The organism is Modestobacter altitudinis, assembly GCF_005930475.1.
GTDB classification, from domain to species: domain Bacteria; phylum Actinomycetota; class Actinomycetes; order Mycobacteriales; family Geodermatophilaceae; genus Modestobacter; species Modestobacter altitudinis.
On sequence record NZ_SJEW01000043.1, the window covers coordinates 1 to 13,512 of the forward strand.

Below are 13,512 nucleotides of genomic sequence, written 5' to 3' on the forward strand. Positions count from 1 at the left end.
CCCATGTCCCGTCCCACCCGCAGCGACCCCCTCCAGGGGCAGGAACAGGAGCACGCGATGACGCGCTCACGCAAGCAGAACGGCAACGGCAGGGGCACGGTGGTCTTCGTCGGCGCCGGTCCCGGCGACCCGGAGCTCCTCACCGTCCGGGCCGGTGCCGCGATCGCCGGCGCCGACACCGTGCTGGCCGACCCGGACGTCTCCGCCGCCGTCCTCGAGGCCCTGCGCACCGCGCACCCCGACCTCGAGCTGACCACGGTCAGCGGTGAGCCGACCGAGGTCGCCAAGGGCGCCGTCGCCGCCGCCAAGACCGGCAGCGTCGTCGTCCGGCTGGTCGCCGGTGACCCCTTCACCAGCGACGCCGTGGTCAAGGAGGCGCTGGCGGTCACCCGCACCAGCGTCGCCTTCGACGTCGTCCCCGGGGTCGCCGTCGGCACCGCCGTGCCCGCGTACGCCGGGGTGCCGCTGGGCGCGAGCTCCGTGCAGGCCGACCTGCGCGCGGTCGACAGCACCGTCGACAGTGCCGGCCAGCTGGCCGCGCTGGCCGCCGCCGCCACCGGCACCGGCAGCCCGCTGGTGCTGCAGGCCACCGCCGAGCAGCTGCCCACGACCGCCGCCGCGCTGGTGGAGGGCGGGCTGTCGGGCAGCACCCCGGTCGTCGTCACCACCGAGGGCACCGGCACCGCGCAGAAGAGCGTGGCCGCCAAGCTCGCCGCGGTCGCCGAGAAGTCCGCGGGGCTGGACAGCCTCACCGGGCCGGTCGTCGTCACCGTCGGCGCGGCCGTCGACAAGCGCGCCAAGCTCTCCTGGTGGGAGAGCCGCCCGCTGTTCGGCTGGCGGGTCCTGGTGCCCCGCACCAAGGAGCAGGCCGGCGACATGAGCGAGCGGCTGCGTGCCTACGGCGCCGTCCCGGTGGAGGTGCCGACCATCGCCGTCGAGCCGCCGCGCAGCCCGGCGCAGATGGACCGCGCGGTCAAGGGCCTGGTCACCGGCCGTTACGGCTGGATCGTGTTCACCTCCACCAACGCGGTGCGGGCGGTCCGGGAGAAGTTCACCGAGCTGGGCCTGGACGCGCGCGCCTTCGCCGGCGTCAAGGTCGCCTGCGTCGGCCAGCAGACCGCCGACGCGGTGCGCGAGTTCGGCATCGTGCCCGAGCTCGTGCCCACCGGTGACCAGTCCAGCGAGGGCCTGCTCGCTGACTTCCCGCCCTACGACGACGTCTTCGACCCGATCGACCGGGTGCTGCTGCCCCGCGCCGACATCGCGACCGAGACCCTCGCCGCCGGCCTCAAGGAGCGCGGCTGGGAGATCGACGACGTGACCGCCTACCGCACCGTGCGCGCTGCGCCGCCGGCCGCCGCGGTCCGCGAGGCGATCAAGGGCGGTGGCTTCGACGCGGTGTGCTTCACCTCGTCGAGCACCGTGCGCAACCTCGTGGGCATCGCCGGCAAGCCGCACGCCCGCACCGTCGTCTCGGTGATCGGGCCGGCCACCGCGGCCAGCGCGACCGAGTTCGGCCTGCGGGTCGACGTCCAGCCCGAGGTCGCCGCCGTCGGTCCGCTGGTCGACGCGCTGGCCGAGTTCGCCCTGGCCCGCCGGGCCGAGGCGGGGGCCGAGAAGTGACCAGCGGCCGGGGTGGTGCGGGCGGGGGAGGACAGGGCGCGACGCCGGGGTTCGCGCGGGGCCGCCGGCTCCGCTCGACCCCGGCGATGCGGCGCTGGACGGCGCAGACCCGGCTCGCCCCGGCCGACCTCGTGCTGCCCGTCTTCGTCAAGGAGGGGCTGACCGACCCGCAGCCGATCAGCTCCATGCCCGGCGTCGTGCAGCACTCGCTGGACTCGCTCCGCAAGGCCGCGCACGAGGCGGCCGAGGCCGGCATCAGCGGGCTCATGCTGTTCGGCGTCCCGAGCGAGAAGGACGCGGTCGGCTCGCAGGCCGACGCCGCCGACGGGATCGTCAACGTCGCCCTGCAGCAGCTGCGGGCCGACCTCGGCGACGAGCTGGTGCTGATGGCCGACCTGTGCCTGTGTGAGTACACCGACCACGGGCACTGCGGGATCGTCACCCCGGCCGGGGTCGTGGACAACGACCCGACGCTGGACCGCTACGCCGCGGTCGCCATCGCGCAGGCCCAGGCCGGCGCCCATGTCATCGCCCCCAGCGGGATGATGGACGGCCAGGTCGCGGCGATCCGGGCCGGGCTGGACTCCAGCGCCCACACCGAGACGCCGATCCTGGCCTACGCCGCCAAGTACGCCTCGGGCTTCTACGGGCCGTTCCGCGAGGCGGCCGAGGGGGCGCCGCAGTTCGGCGACCGCTCGACCTACCAGATGGACCCGCCCAACGCCGACGAGGCGCTGCGCGAGGTGGCGCAGGACCTGGCCGAGGGCGCGGACGCGGTGATGGTCAAGCCGGCGCTGCCCTACCTGGACATCGTCGCGAAGGTCGCCGACGCCGTCGACGTCCCGGTCAGCGCGTACCAGGTCAGCGGCGAGTACGCGATGGTCGAGGCGGCCGCCGCGCACGGCTGGATCGACCGGCGGCGGGCCGTCCTGGAGACCCTGACGGCCATCCGCCGGGCCGGTGCCGGCTCGGTGCTGACCTACTGGGCGGTCGAGGCCGCCCGCTGGCTGCAGTAGATGAAGGACCACCCTTCCCCCCACGCCTCGCACGCTCGGCGCGGGCACCTGAAGGGTGGCCGTTCCATGGCGTCACCAGGGCACACAGACAGGCCTGGGAGAGTGGGACCGTGAGCGAGCCGTACCCGTACGAAGCGCCCGTGTCGGCGCAGCTGTTCGACCGGGCGGGGCAGGTGACGCCAGGTGGGGTCAACTCGCCGGTGCGCGCCTTCCGCGCCGTGGGGGGCACCCCGCGCTTCATGGCGTCGGGATCCGGGGCCTGGCTGACCGACGTCGACGGGCGCCGCTACGTCGACCTCGTCGCCTCCTGGGGCCCGATGATCCTGGGCCACGCGCACCCCGAGGTGGTCGACGCCGTCACCGCCGCCGCCCGCCGCGGCTTCACCTTCGGCACCCCGACGTCCGGGGAGGTCGACCTGGCCGAGGAGATCGCCGGCCGGGTCGCCCCGGTCGAGCGGGTCCGGCTGGTCAACTCCGGCACCGAGGCGGTGCTCTCCGCCGTCCGGCTCGCCCGGGGGTACACCGGCCGGCCGCTGATCGTGAAGTTCGCCGGCTGCTACCACGGGCACGTCGACTCGCTGCTGGCCTCGGCCGGCTCCGGTGTCGCCACCCTCGGCCTGCCCGACACCCCGGGCGTCACCACCGGTGCCGCGGCCGACACGATCGTCGTCCCCTACAACGACGTCGCTGCGGTCGAGCAGGTCTTCGCCGAGCGCGGCGACCAGATCGCCTGCCTGATCACCGAGGCATCGCCGGGCAACATGGGCGTCGTCCCCCCGCTGGACGGCTTCAACGGCCACCTGCGCCGGATCACCGCGGCGCACGGTGCGCTGCTCGTCGTCGACGAGGTGATGACCGGCTTCCGCGTCTCCCGGTCCGGGTGGTACGGGCTCGACCCCGTCGACGCCGACCTGTTCACCTTCGGCAAGGTGATGGGCGGCGGCATGCCCGCGGCGGCGTTCGGCGGCCGGGCCGACGTCATGGACCGGCTGGCGCCCTCCGGCCCGGTCTACCAGGCCGGCACGCTGGCCGGTAACCCGGTCGCGGTGGCCGCCGGGCTCACCACGCTGCGGCTGTGCACCGACGAGGTCTACGCCCGCTGCGACGAGGTCGCGGTCACCCTGCGCGGGGCGGCCAGCGCGGCGCTGTTCGGGGCCGGCGTCCCGCACCGGGTGCAGCAGGCCGGCTCGATGTTCTCCGTCTTCTTCGTGCCCGACGAGCGCCAGGTGCGCGACTACGACGATGCCCGCACCCAGGACGTCGCCGCGCACACCGCCTTCTTCCACGCGATGCTCGCCCGCGGGGTCTACCTGCCGCCGTCGGCGTTCGAGGCGTGGTTCGTCAGCGCCGCGCTGGACGACGACGCCGTCGACCACGTGCTCGCCGCGCTGCCCGCCGCCGCCGAGGCCGCCGCCGCCGCGCTCGGGAGCCGCGCGCCGTCGCCGGAGTCCTACGACGCCCAGGAGCTGCAGCCGTGAGCGCCCCCCAGGGCCATGGTGGCCACCATGGCCCCCGTCGTACCGTCGTCCACCTGATGCGGCACGGCGAGGTGTTCAACCCCGCCGGCGTCCTCTACGGGCGGCTGCCCGGCTACCGGCTGTCCGACGCCGGTGAGGGCATGGCCCGCACCGCCGCGGCCTGGTTCGCCGCGCGCGACGTCACGCACCTGGTGGCCAGCCCGCTGGAGCGGGCCCAGCAGACGGCCCGGCCGATCGCCGACACCCTCGGCCTGGAGATCGCCACCGACGAGCGGCTGATCGAGGCCGGCAACGACTTCGAGGGCAAGACCTTCGGCGTCGGCGACGGGTCGATGAAGCACCCGGAGAACTGGTGGCGGCTGCGGAACCCGTGGAAGCCCTCATGGGGCGAGCCGTACCGCGAGATCGCCGCCCGGATGCTCGGCGCGGTCGCCACCGCCCGGGACGCCGCCCGCGGCCACGAGGCCGTCTGCGTGAGCCACCAGCTGCCGATCTGGACCGTGCGGCTGCACCTGGAGGGCCGCAGCTACCTGCACGACCCGCGCAAACGCGAGTGCGGGCTGGCCAGCGTCACCTCGCTGGTCTACGACGACGACCGGCTGGTGCGGCTGGAGTACGCCGAGCCGGCCGGCGCCACCGACCCGGACGCGGTGCCCGGTGCGTAGGAGCTCGGTCCGGGACTCCGTGGTCCTGCTGGTGGCCGCCGCGGCGCTGGCCGGCTGCACCAGCGGCGAGGGCAGCTCGGTCGACGTCAACAACGGCGGGGAGTTCCGCTTCGTCGCCGGGACGACGGCCGGCGAGGTGATCCCGGTGGCCGAGCGCGCCGGCGCGCCCGAGTTCACCGGCACGCTGCTGGGCGGCGCCGAGTTCTCCTCGACCGACCTGGCAGGGGACGTTGCGGTGCTCAACTTCTGGGGTTCCTGGTGCGCGCCGTGCCGGGTGGAGACCCCGGAGTTCCAGGAGGTCTACACCGAGGTCGCCGACTCCGGCGTGCAGTTCCTCGGGCTCAACGTGAAGGACCAGGAGCAGTTCGCCCAGGCGTTCGTCGACAGCAAGGGCATCACCTTCCCGTCGCTGTTCGACCCCAAGGGCCAGGTCGCCCTGGCCTTCCGGGACTACCCGGCCAGCGCCATCCCGTCCACCATCGTGCTGGACCGGGAGAGCCGGGTGGCCGCGGTGTACACCGGTGAGGTGCGGCAGGACGACCTGCGCACGGTGCTGGCCGAGCTGACCGGGGAGGCGTGAGCATGGCCGAGGGGGTGACCGACCTCGTCACCGACGGGCCGCTGCTGGTCGCCGCCGCCGTCGCTGCGCTGGCCGGCCTGATCAGCTTCGCCTCGCCCTGCGTGCTGCCGCTGGTGCCCGGTTACCTCTCCTACGTGACCGGGCTGGTCGGCACCGGCGCCCGCACGTCGTCCCCCGCGCCGGCCGGCACGGGGCAGGTCGCCACGGCGGTCCGCACCGACGAGCGGCCCAGCCGCGGCCGGATGGTCGCCGGCGCGCTGCTGTTCGTGCTCGGGTTCACGCTGGTCTTCGTCACCATCAGCACCGCCGTGGGCGGGCTGGGCCGGCTGCTGCTGCAGCACAACGACGCCATCACCCGGGTGCTGGGCGTGGTCACCATCGTCGTCGGGCTGGGCTTCCTGGGCTGGCTGCCGCTGCTGCAGCGCACCGCCCGGCTCAGTGCCCGCCCCGCGGTCGGGCTGGCCGGCGCGCCGCTGCTGGGCGTCGTCTTCGGGCTGGGCTGGACCCCGTGCCTGGGCCCGACGCTGTCGGCGGTCAACTCGCTGGCCTTCACCGAGGCCAACCCCGGCCGGGGCGCGTTCCTCGGCGTCGCCTACTGCCTCGGGCTGGGCGTGCCGTTCGTGCTGGTCGCGCTGGGCGCCCGCTGGGCCGTGGGGGCGACGTCGTTCCTGCGCACCCACGCGCGCACCGTGACCCGGGTCGGCGGCGTCGTCCTGATCGGGGTGGGGCTGATGCTGGTGACCGGCGCCTGGACCGAGCTGATGCAGTGGCTGCGGGGCTGGCTGGCCGCGACCGGACTCGGGGAAGGGGCCCCGCTGTGACGGCGACGGCCCCGCCGCGGCCGGCAGCGCCGCAGGTCCCGCCGTCCCGGCCGTCCGCGGGCCGCCGGGTGCTCAACCGGCTGCTGCGCTGGTGGCGGCAGCTCACCGCCATGCGCACCGCGCTGGTGCTGCTGTTCCTGCTGGCGGTGGCCGCGATCCCGGGATCGCTGCTGCCGCAGCGGTCGCTGTCGCAGAACAACGTCAACCAGTACCTCGTCGACCACCCGACGCTCGCGCCGTGGCTGGACCGGCTGTACCTGTTCGACGTCTTCAGCTCGCCGTGGTTCGCCGCGATCTACCTGCTGCTGTTCATCTCGCTGATCGGCTGCGTCGTGCCGCGGGCGATCGAGCACGCGCGGTCGCTGTTCGCGCCGCCGCCGACCGCGCCGCGGCACCTGCTCCGGCTGCCGGAGAACACCGAGCTGCCGGCCCCGCTGGACGGTCCGGCCGCGCTCGACGTGGTCGAGGAGGAGCTGCGGGTCCGCCGCTTCCGGGTGGTCCGCCGCGACGGCCGGTCGGGTCCGGAGCTGTCGGCGGAGAAGGGCTACCTGCGGGAGACCGGCAACGTGCTCTTCCACTTCTCGCTGCTGGCGCTGCTGCTCGGGCTGGCCGCCGGGAAGATGTGGGGCTACGAGGGCAGCATCCTGGTCACCGAGGGTCAGGGCTTCTGCAACTCGTTCCAGCAGTACGACACCTACTCGGCCGGCCCGCTGGTCGACAGCGGCGACCTCGCACCGCTGTGCGTGGACCTCACCGAGTTCCAGGCCCAGTACGAGGACGACCTGACCGCGGCGTCCTACACCGCCGACATCGACTACCAGCTCGACGGCGCCGCCGGGCCGCCGACCACGATCGGGGTCAACGACCCGCTGCGCATCGACGGCGACCGGGTCTACGTCACCGGGCACGGCTACAGCCCCGAGTTCAGCATCACGCTCCCGGACGGGACGGCGTTCACCGACCTGTCCGCGCCGTTCCTCCCGGCCGACCAGGGCACCATGGCCAGCCAGGGCGTGCTCAAGGTCCCCGACCTGGGCGCCGGCGACACCGACCAGCTGGCCATCGAGGGCTTCTTCGCGCCGACCGGCGCGCTGCAGGGCGGGGTGCTGACCTCGGTGGACCCGCGGCCACTGGACCCGCAGGTCGCGGTCGTGGTCTACACCGGCTACCTGGGCCTGGACTCCGGGCTCCCGCAGTCGGTCTACTCCCTGGACCAGACCCAGATCGACCGCGGTCTGCTCACCGAGCAGGGCCGGGCGAACCTGGCGGCCGGGGAGTCGCTGACGCTGGCCGACGGGACCGTGGTGACCTTCAGCGGCGTCAAGGAGTTCGCCGCGCTGCAGGTGTCCCACGACCCCGGCCAGCTGTGGGTGCTCGGGGCGGCGATGGCGGTCCTGGCCGGGCTGCTCGGCATGCTGCTGGTCCGCCGCGAGCGGGTGTTCGCCCGCGCCGCCCCGGCCGCTGACGGCGGGGGTACCGTGCTGTCGATCGGCTCGTTGACCCGCGGCAGCGCCGACACCGGGCCCCGGTTCACGGCGCTGACCGACGCCGTCCAGGCGGCGCTCAGCGCGCGCAGCGCAGCGGCCCCGGCCGCCGCACCGTCACTCTCCGAGGAGGCACCGCCGTCGTGATCGACGAGTCGCTCGCCAGGTTGTCCGACACGTTCTTCACGATCACGGTCGTGGTCTACTCGCTGGCCGTGGTGGCCTTCTGCGCCGAGCTGGCCTTCGGCCGCCCGGCGCGCGCCCAGCAGCTGGTCGCCGCAGGCGGCGACCGACTGCCCGCCGCCCCGTCCACCGAGGAGCCCGCCCGCGCGCGCCGGCTGGGCTCGCTGGCCATGCTGCTGACCGTCCTGGGGCTGCTCACCCACGCCGCCGTCGTGGTGACCCGCGGGATGGCCGCGGACCGGCTGCCCTGGGGCAACATGTACGAGTTCACGACCGTCGTCGTGCTCGTCGCGGTGCTGGCGTACACGCTGCTGGCGGTGCGGGCCCCCGAGCTGCGGCACATCGGGGTCTTCATCATGGGCCCGGTCGTGGTGGCGATGGCGCTCATCCGGCTGGTCCTCTACGTCCAGGCCGGCCCGCTGGTGGCCGCCCTGCGGTCGTGGTGGCTCGCGGTGCACGTGACGACGGCGACGCTCGGGTTCGGCATCTTCTTCGTCAGCGGCATCGTCAGCGTGCTGTACCTGGTGAAGAGCCGCCGCGAGGAGCGGGCCGTCGCCGGTGCGGTGCCCGGCCCCTCGCTGCTGGACCGACTGCCGTCCGCGGCCGCCCTGGACCGCACGGCCCACCGCACGGCGGTCTTCGGCTTCCCGATCTGGACCTTCGCGGTCATCGCCGGGGCCATCTGGGCGGAGAGCGCCTGGGGCCGGTTCTGGGGCTGGGACCCCAAGGAGACCTGGGCGTTCATCGCCTGGGTCGTCTACGCCGCCTACCTGCACGCCCGGACGACGTCCGGCTGGCGTGGCCGCCCGTCCGCGTGGGTCAACGTGGTGGGGCTCGCGGTGATGGTCTTCAACCTGCTGTACGTCAACTTCGTCTCCACCGGGCTGCACAGCTACGCCGGGGTCAGCTGAGGAAGGACCCCGCTGCCCCCCGCCACACGCAAGCTCGCGGCGGGACCCTGCAGCGGGGCCGACATGGGATCCTGGGCGCATGACGAGCGACGCGCGCGACGGTGCCCTCGGCTGGCCCGGTGAGCCCCGGGACGGCGCCGGCCTCGGCTGGCCGGGTGACTGGCCGGCCCGGACCACCCGCACGGCCGCACCGTCCGGAGGACCCCGCTAGGCGGGGGAGCCGTCGTCGCGGCGGGTACGCCGCTCGAGCTCGCGGATGAAGTCGGGGTCGTCGTCGGGTGCGACGAAGCGCGTCTCCCGCTGGGCCCGTGGCTTCGGTGGGCGCGCCGGTCGGGTGGTGCCCCCCTGTCCGCCGGACTGGGCCGACGCCGCACGCATGACCAGCACGACCACGGCCACCGCGATCACCAACATCACCAGGAAGACCATCGGGCCACCCCCCCTTGTCGCCCACCAATGTACGACCGCGGTGATACTCGGACGCGGTGGTGCCACACCACAGACCGAGCAGCCCGCGCCGGACCGGTTCCGGGGCGCGCACGAGGACCGGAGGGGCGTCATCGACGCGGTGGACGAGCAGCTGATCAGCCTGCTGCGGGCCAACGGGCGGGCGAGCTACGCCGAGCTCGCCCGGCAGGTCGGGTTGTCGGCGCCCTCGGTGCACGAGCGGGTCGGCAAGCTGGAGGCCGCCGGGGTCATCACCGGCTACCGGGCCGTCGTCGACCCCGCCGCGGTGGGCCTGGGCGTCACCGCCCTGGTCGGTGTCATCGAGAGCGACCAGGTCGACGACACCGGGCTGGAGGAGGCGCTGGCCGCGCTGCCCTCGGTGGAGGACTGCTGGCGGGTGGCCGGGAGCGAGGGCTACGTGCTCAAGGTCCGGGTCCCGGACATCCGGGCACTCGAGGACACCATCAGCGCGTTGAACAGGGTCCGGGGTGTCGCTCGCACCCGGACGACCGTCGTGTTGTCGACCAAGTGGGAGGGCCGTCGTGGCTGACCAGACCGGAGCTCCCGAGCAGGCTGGGGCGACCGCTGCCGGCGGCCCGGCGCCCGCGCCGCCGCTGGCGACGTGGTTCCTGCTCTACACCCTCGGCCGGCTGGCCATCGCCGCCGCGCTGATCGCGCTGCTGTGGGCGCTCGGCCTGCCGGGCACGCCGGGCTTCCTGTTCGGCGTGCTGCTGGCGATGCCGGTGTCCTTCCTGGTGCTCAGCCCGGTGCGCCAGCGGCTCACCAGCGCGCTGATGGCCCGCAGCGAGCGCAAGGAGGCGCTGCGCACCCAGCTCCGCGGCACCGACGCGGACGAGTGAAGGAACCCGTTCCGGTGTTCTCCCGGCCCCGCTCCAGCGGCCCGCGGCGAGCCGAGGGGGAAGCGGGGTCCTTCAACTCAGGGCGAGGCCGACACCGAGCAGGACGCCGGTGGCCAGGGTGAGCTGACCGGTGCCCTTGAGCGCGCCGATCAGCACCGGCCCGCGGCCGCCGCCGAGCACCGTGCGCACCGGCGGCACGGCCAGCGGTGCGGCCAGCAGCCCGAGCAGCGCCCACGGCCGCGCGACGCCGATCGCGACGACGACCCCGAACGCCACCACCAGCAGGCCGGTGTAGGCGACCCGGGTGCGGCTCTCCCCGAGCAGCACCGCCAGGGTCCGCTTGCCGACCGCCGCGTCGCCGTGCACGTCGCGCAGGTTGTTCACCACCAGCAGCGCCACCGAGCACAGCCCGATCGGGACGGCGGCGGCGAACGCCAGCCCGTCCAGCGACTCGGTCTGGCCGAACGTCGTCCCCACGACGGCGACCAGGCCGAAGAAGACGAACACGAACACCTCGCCGAGCGCCCGGTAGCCGTAGGGGATCGGGCCGCCGGTGTAGGTCCAGGCCGCGACGATGCTCACCGCGCCGACGGCGACCAGCCACCAGCTGGACACCGCCGCCAGCGCGAGCCCCGCGACCGCGGCGACGGCGAAGGCCAGCCCGGCCGCGACCAGCACCTGACGCGGGGTCGCCGCACCGGAGCCGACCAGCCGCATCGGCCCGACCCGGTCGGCGTCGGTGCCGCGCCTGCCGTCGGAGTAGTCGTTGGCGTAGTTCACCGCCACCTGCAGGGCGAGGGCGACCAGCAGCGCGAGCAGCGCGGGGCCCAGCCGGAAGCCGTCGAGCGCGGCGGCGACGCCGGTGCCGACGAACACCGGCGCGAGCGCGGCCGGCAGGGTCCGGGGGCGGGCGCCCTCCAGCCACTGGGCAGGGGTGGCCACTACTGGTCTCCTCCGATGAGTCTCACGACGGCCCGGCGGTCGGGCTTGCCGGTGTGCAGGGTGGGGACGGCGTCGACCAGGTGCAGCTCCCGCGGCGCGGCCGCGGCGCCGAGCCGGGCCGCCACCCAGGGGCGCAGCTCGGCGAGCTCCGGGACCGCCCCGGGGGCGGCGACGACCGCGGCCACGACCCGTTGACCCCACTCCGGGTCGGACCGGCCGGTGACGACGGCGTCGGCCACCGACGGATGCTCGCGCAGCGCGGCCTCCACGGCCTGCGGGGCGACGTTGACCCCGCCGCTGATCACCACGTCGTCGAGCCGGCCGTGCACCGTGAGCGTGCCGTCGGCGGCCAGCGACCCGGCGTCGCGGGTGCGGAACCAGCCGTCCGTGAACGCCTCCCCGGTCGCTGGCGGGTCCAGCCGGTAGCCGTGCGCGAGCACTGGACCGGTCAGCTCGACGCCCTCGCCCACCCGCACGCCGACGCCGTCCAGCGGCACGCCGTCGTAGACGCAGCCCCCGGCGGTCTCGCTCATCCCGTACGAGGTGTGCAGCCGCACGCCCGCGGCGCGGGCGCGGTCGAGCAGGCCGGCGTCCGTGGCCGCCCCGCCCACCACGATGCCGTCGAAGGAGGCGAGCGCACCGGGCTCGTCGGCCAGGTACCGGCGCAGCTGGGTGGGCACCATCGCGGTGTACCGGCGGTCGCCCGCGGGCAGCCGGGCCAGGGCCTGGCCGAGCGGCTCACCGCGGGACAGCACCGCGGGCTCGCGGTCGGCCAGCGCGCTGCGCACCAGCACCTGCAGGCCGCCGATCGCCGACGTCGGGAGGGTGAGGAGCCAGCTGCCCGGGCCACCGAGCCGGGTGAGCGTGGCGGCCGCCGACGCCCGCAGCGCCCCAGCCGAGAGCAGGACCCCCCGCCCACCACCCGTGGAACCGGAGGTGACCACCACCAGGTCGGTCCCCGGCTCGAGCGGTTCGTCGGGGCGCAGCACCGCCCGCGCGGCCTCCGCCGGGCCGGCACCGGTCGGCAGCACGGCGAGCGGGGCGGCGCCGTCCAGGGCGCGGCGCAGCGCGGGCCAGACGGTGTCCAGCACCGCCGCGGCGTCCTCGGGGGGCGGCGCGGGCACGAGGGTCAACGGCCGGGCCACGAGGAGCCAGGCTACGGCGCGGCCCGTGGGGGCATCGCTCACGGGAGCAGGTCGGGCACCAGCGCCAGGACGACGAACCGGATGGTGCGGCCCAGCAGACAGGTGACGACGAAGGCGCGGAGGCTCATCTTCGACGTCCCGGCGTAGAAGGCGATGGCCAGCAGCGGCGGGATCCCCACCGCCCCGCTGAGCAGCACGACACCGGGGCCCCAGCGGCCCGACAGCAGCGCGATGCAGGCGGCGTTGACCCGCTTGAGCCACCGGCCCACCGGCCGCAGCGCGCGCTTGACCGGCCCGCCCGGCGGCTCCTCACCGGCCTCCTCGGCGGCGGTGATCTCGGCGGCCTCCTTCGCGCCCCGCTCCCGGAGCCGCTCCAGCCACCGCGAGCTGGCCGCACCCCGGGCGGTGGTGAACAGCAGCACCTTGCCGACGGTCTGCCCGACCGCCGCGGCGACCGCGCCGGCGACCGCGACGGCGGAGGAGTGCGTGACGGCCAGCCCGATGACGTAGGCCTCGACCGGCAGGAACGGGGTGACCGCCGAGACCGCGCCGACCACCAGGCCCAGGGCGATCAGGCCGATGGTCGCGGCGTCAGGCACGGGGATCAGGCACGGGCGGGCATGCCCTGCGGCACGTGCGGGGTGTCCGTCGGCGTGGTCAGCCGGAGCACCCGCCCCAGCGACCAGATCTTGATCAGCAGCACGACCGACGCGGCGACCAGCGCCACCCGCTGGTCGGGCACGAAGACGAGCAGCGTGATGAGCAGCGTGGTGTTGGTGATCTTGGCGACCACGTGCCAGTTGAGCGTGTAGGCGAGCGGGTCGATCAGGTAGAAGTAGTTGGGCGAGAGCACCGGCCAGCGCATCGGCAGCAGGGTGAGCGGCAGGTCAACGACCACGAACTGGAACAGGAACACCGCGACCGGCCACGGGGCGTCGATGAACAGCAGCAGCACCAGCGCGCAGCTGATGCAGTTGACCCGGTCGCAGACCACGTCGAAGACGGCGCCGAAGCGGGTCTCCTGGTCCCGCCAGCGGGCGATGTTGCCGTCGGCGGAGTCGCCGATCCAGTAGGTGAGGTAGCCGGCCAGCAGCCACGGCCAGGAGTGCTGGACCGCCGCGGTGGTGACCAGCGCCAGCGAGGCCACCGTGCGGACGACCGTCACCACGTTCGCGGCGTTGCGGAGCTGCCGGGGGTCCTCGCAGCCGCAGCCGCGCACGCCGCAGCGCGCCGGCAGCCCGGGTCGGCGGGGGCTCAGGTCGGCGGCGGGATGCGGTGCCGTCGAGTGGGCCACGCTGACCTCCGGGGGTTCGTCGTTCGTCGGGACGGCGCCGCGCTGCACGTCAGGATCGTGCCC

General features: G+C 74.9%; 16 protein-coding genes. 11 read left to right on the plus strand and 5 right to left on the minus strand.

The window, feature by feature from the left end; genetic code table 11:
• The first annotated feature begins 57 nt into the window (after positions 1–57).
• The 9 genes from FHL79_RS15745 (at position 58) to FHL79_RS26180 (ending at position 8,972) form a co-directional block, all read left to right on the plus strand.
• A complete protein-coding gene (locus FHL79_RS15745) occupies positions 58–1,623 on the plus strand; it encodes a bifunctional uroporphyrinogen-III C-methyltransferase/uroporphyrinogen-III synthase (protein ID WP_138759535.1) in 1,566 nt (521 codons plus the stop codon).
• Positions 1,620–2,639, plus strand: coding sequence for a porphobilinogen synthase (hemB, locus tag FHL79_RS15750; RefSeq protein ID WP_138759536.1), 1,020 nt, complete (start codon positions 1,620–1,622; stop codon positions 2,637–2,639). Before FHL79_RS15745 ends, hemB begins: the two co-directional genes overlap by 4 nt.
• A 110-nt stretch (positions 2,640–2,749) precedes the next feature.
• Positions 2,750–4,117, plus strand: a complete 1,368-nt coding sequence (gene hemL / locus FHL79_RS15755) for a glutamate-1-semialdehyde 2,1-aminomutase (RefSeq protein ID WP_138759537.1) — start codon at positions 2,750–2,752, stop codon at positions 4,115–4,117.
• Entirely contained in the window at positions 4,114–4,782 is a 669-nt protein-coding gene (locus tag FHL79_RS15760) for a histidine phosphatase family protein (RefSeq protein ID WP_246080851.1), read from the plus strand. The genes hemL and FHL79_RS15760 overlap by 4 nt, the downstream gene beginning before the upstream one ends.
• Complete coding sequence (locus FHL79_RS15765; RefSeq protein WP_138759538.1) at positions 4,775–5,362, plus strand: TlpA family protein disulfide reductase; 588 nt, start codon at positions 4,775–4,777, stop codon at positions 5,360–5,362. The genes FHL79_RS15760 and FHL79_RS15765 overlap by 8 nt, the downstream gene beginning before the upstream one ends.
• A 2-nt stretch (positions 5,363–5,364) precedes the next feature.
• Entirely contained in the window at positions 5,365–6,183 is an 819-nt protein-coding gene (locus FHL79_RS15770) for a cytochrome c biogenesis CcdA family protein (protein ID WP_138759539.1), read from the plus strand.
• Positions 6,180–7,814 (plus strand): cytochrome c biogenesis protein ResB, encoded by a 1,635-nt coding sequence (resB, locus tag FHL79_RS15775; protein WP_138759540.1) that lies wholly within the window; start codon positions 6,180–6,182, stop codon positions 7,812–7,814. The genes FHL79_RS15770 and resB overlap by 4 nt, the downstream gene beginning before the upstream one ends.
• Entirely contained in the window at positions 7,811–8,761 is a 951-nt protein-coding gene (gene ccsB, locus FHL79_RS15780; protein ID WP_138759541.1) for a c-type cytochrome biogenesis protein CcsB, read from the plus strand. The genes resB and ccsB overlap by 4 nt, the downstream gene beginning before the upstream one ends.
• Positions 8,762–8,840: 79 nt before the next feature.
• Entirely contained in the window at positions 8,841–8,972 is a 132-nt protein-coding gene (locus tag FHL79_RS26180; protein WP_281283876.1) for a hypothetical protein, read from the plus strand.
• On the opposite strand, the gene FHL79_RS15785 is transcribed toward FHL79_RS26180, so the two are convergent.
• Positions 8,969–9,190 (minus strand): hypothetical protein, encoded by a 222-nt coding sequence (locus FHL79_RS15785; protein WP_138759542.1) that lies wholly within the window; start codon positions 9,188–9,190, stop codon positions 8,969–8,971. The two genes, FHL79_RS26180 and FHL79_RS15785, sit on opposite strands and share 4 nt — an antisense overlap.
• A 139-nt stretch (positions 9,191–9,329) precedes the next feature.
• Here FHL79_RS15785 and FHL79_RS15790 point away from each other — a divergent pair, with 139 nt between their 5' ends.
• Together FHL79_RS15790 and FHL79_RS15795 are read left to right on the plus strand one after the other, a co-directional pair.
• Positions 9,330–9,758 carry an Lrp/AsnC family transcriptional regulator gene (locus FHL79_RS15790; RefSeq protein ID WP_218938485.1) on the plus strand — a complete coding sequence of 143 codons (429 nt, stop codon included), beginning with the start codon at positions 9,330–9,332 and terminating at the stop codon, positions 9,756–9,758.
• Positions 9,751–10,068 (plus strand): DUF4229 domain-containing protein, encoded by a 318-nt coding sequence (locus tag FHL79_RS15795; RefSeq protein WP_138759543.1) that lies wholly within the window; start codon positions 9,751–9,753, stop codon positions 10,066–10,068. Before FHL79_RS15790 ends, FHL79_RS15795 begins: the two co-directional genes overlap by 8 nt.
• Before the next feature lie 72 nt (positions 10,069–10,140).
• Here FHL79_RS15795 and FHL79_RS15800 read toward each other — a convergent pair whose 3' ends face one another.
• From FHL79_RS15800 to FHL79_RS15815, 4 genes are read right to left on the minus strand one after another with little or no spacing between them, the layout of a single operon-like run.
• Positions 10,141–11,010: a 1,4-dihydroxy-2-naphthoate polyprenyltransferase gene (locus FHL79_RS15800; protein ID WP_138759544.1), complete on the minus strand. Its 870-nt coding sequence runs from the start codon at positions 11,008–11,010 to the stop codon at positions 10,141–10,143.
• Positions 11,010–12,155 carry an o-succinylbenzoate--CoA ligase gene (gene menE / locus FHL79_RS15805; protein ID WP_171058183.1) on the minus strand — a complete coding sequence of 382 codons (1,146 nt, stop codon included), beginning with the start codon at positions 12,153–12,155 and terminating at the stop codon, positions 11,010–11,012. The genes FHL79_RS15800 and menE overlap by 1 nt, the downstream gene beginning before the upstream one ends.
• A 38-nt stretch (positions 12,156–12,193) precedes the next feature.
• A complete protein-coding gene (locus FHL79_RS15810; protein WP_138759545.1) occupies positions 12,194–12,754 on the minus strand; it encodes a YqaA family protein in 561 nt (186 codons plus the stop codon).
• A gap of 5 nt (positions 12,755–12,759) precedes the next feature.
• The gene (locus tag FHL79_RS15815; RefSeq protein ID WP_138759546.1) at positions 12,760–13,497 is read right to left on the minus strand and encodes a CDP-alcohol phosphatidyltransferase family protein; all 738 of its coding nucleotides are present in this window, start codon (positions 13,495–13,497) and stop codon (positions 12,760–12,762) included.
• Positions 13,498–13,512 lie beyond the last annotated feature (15 nt).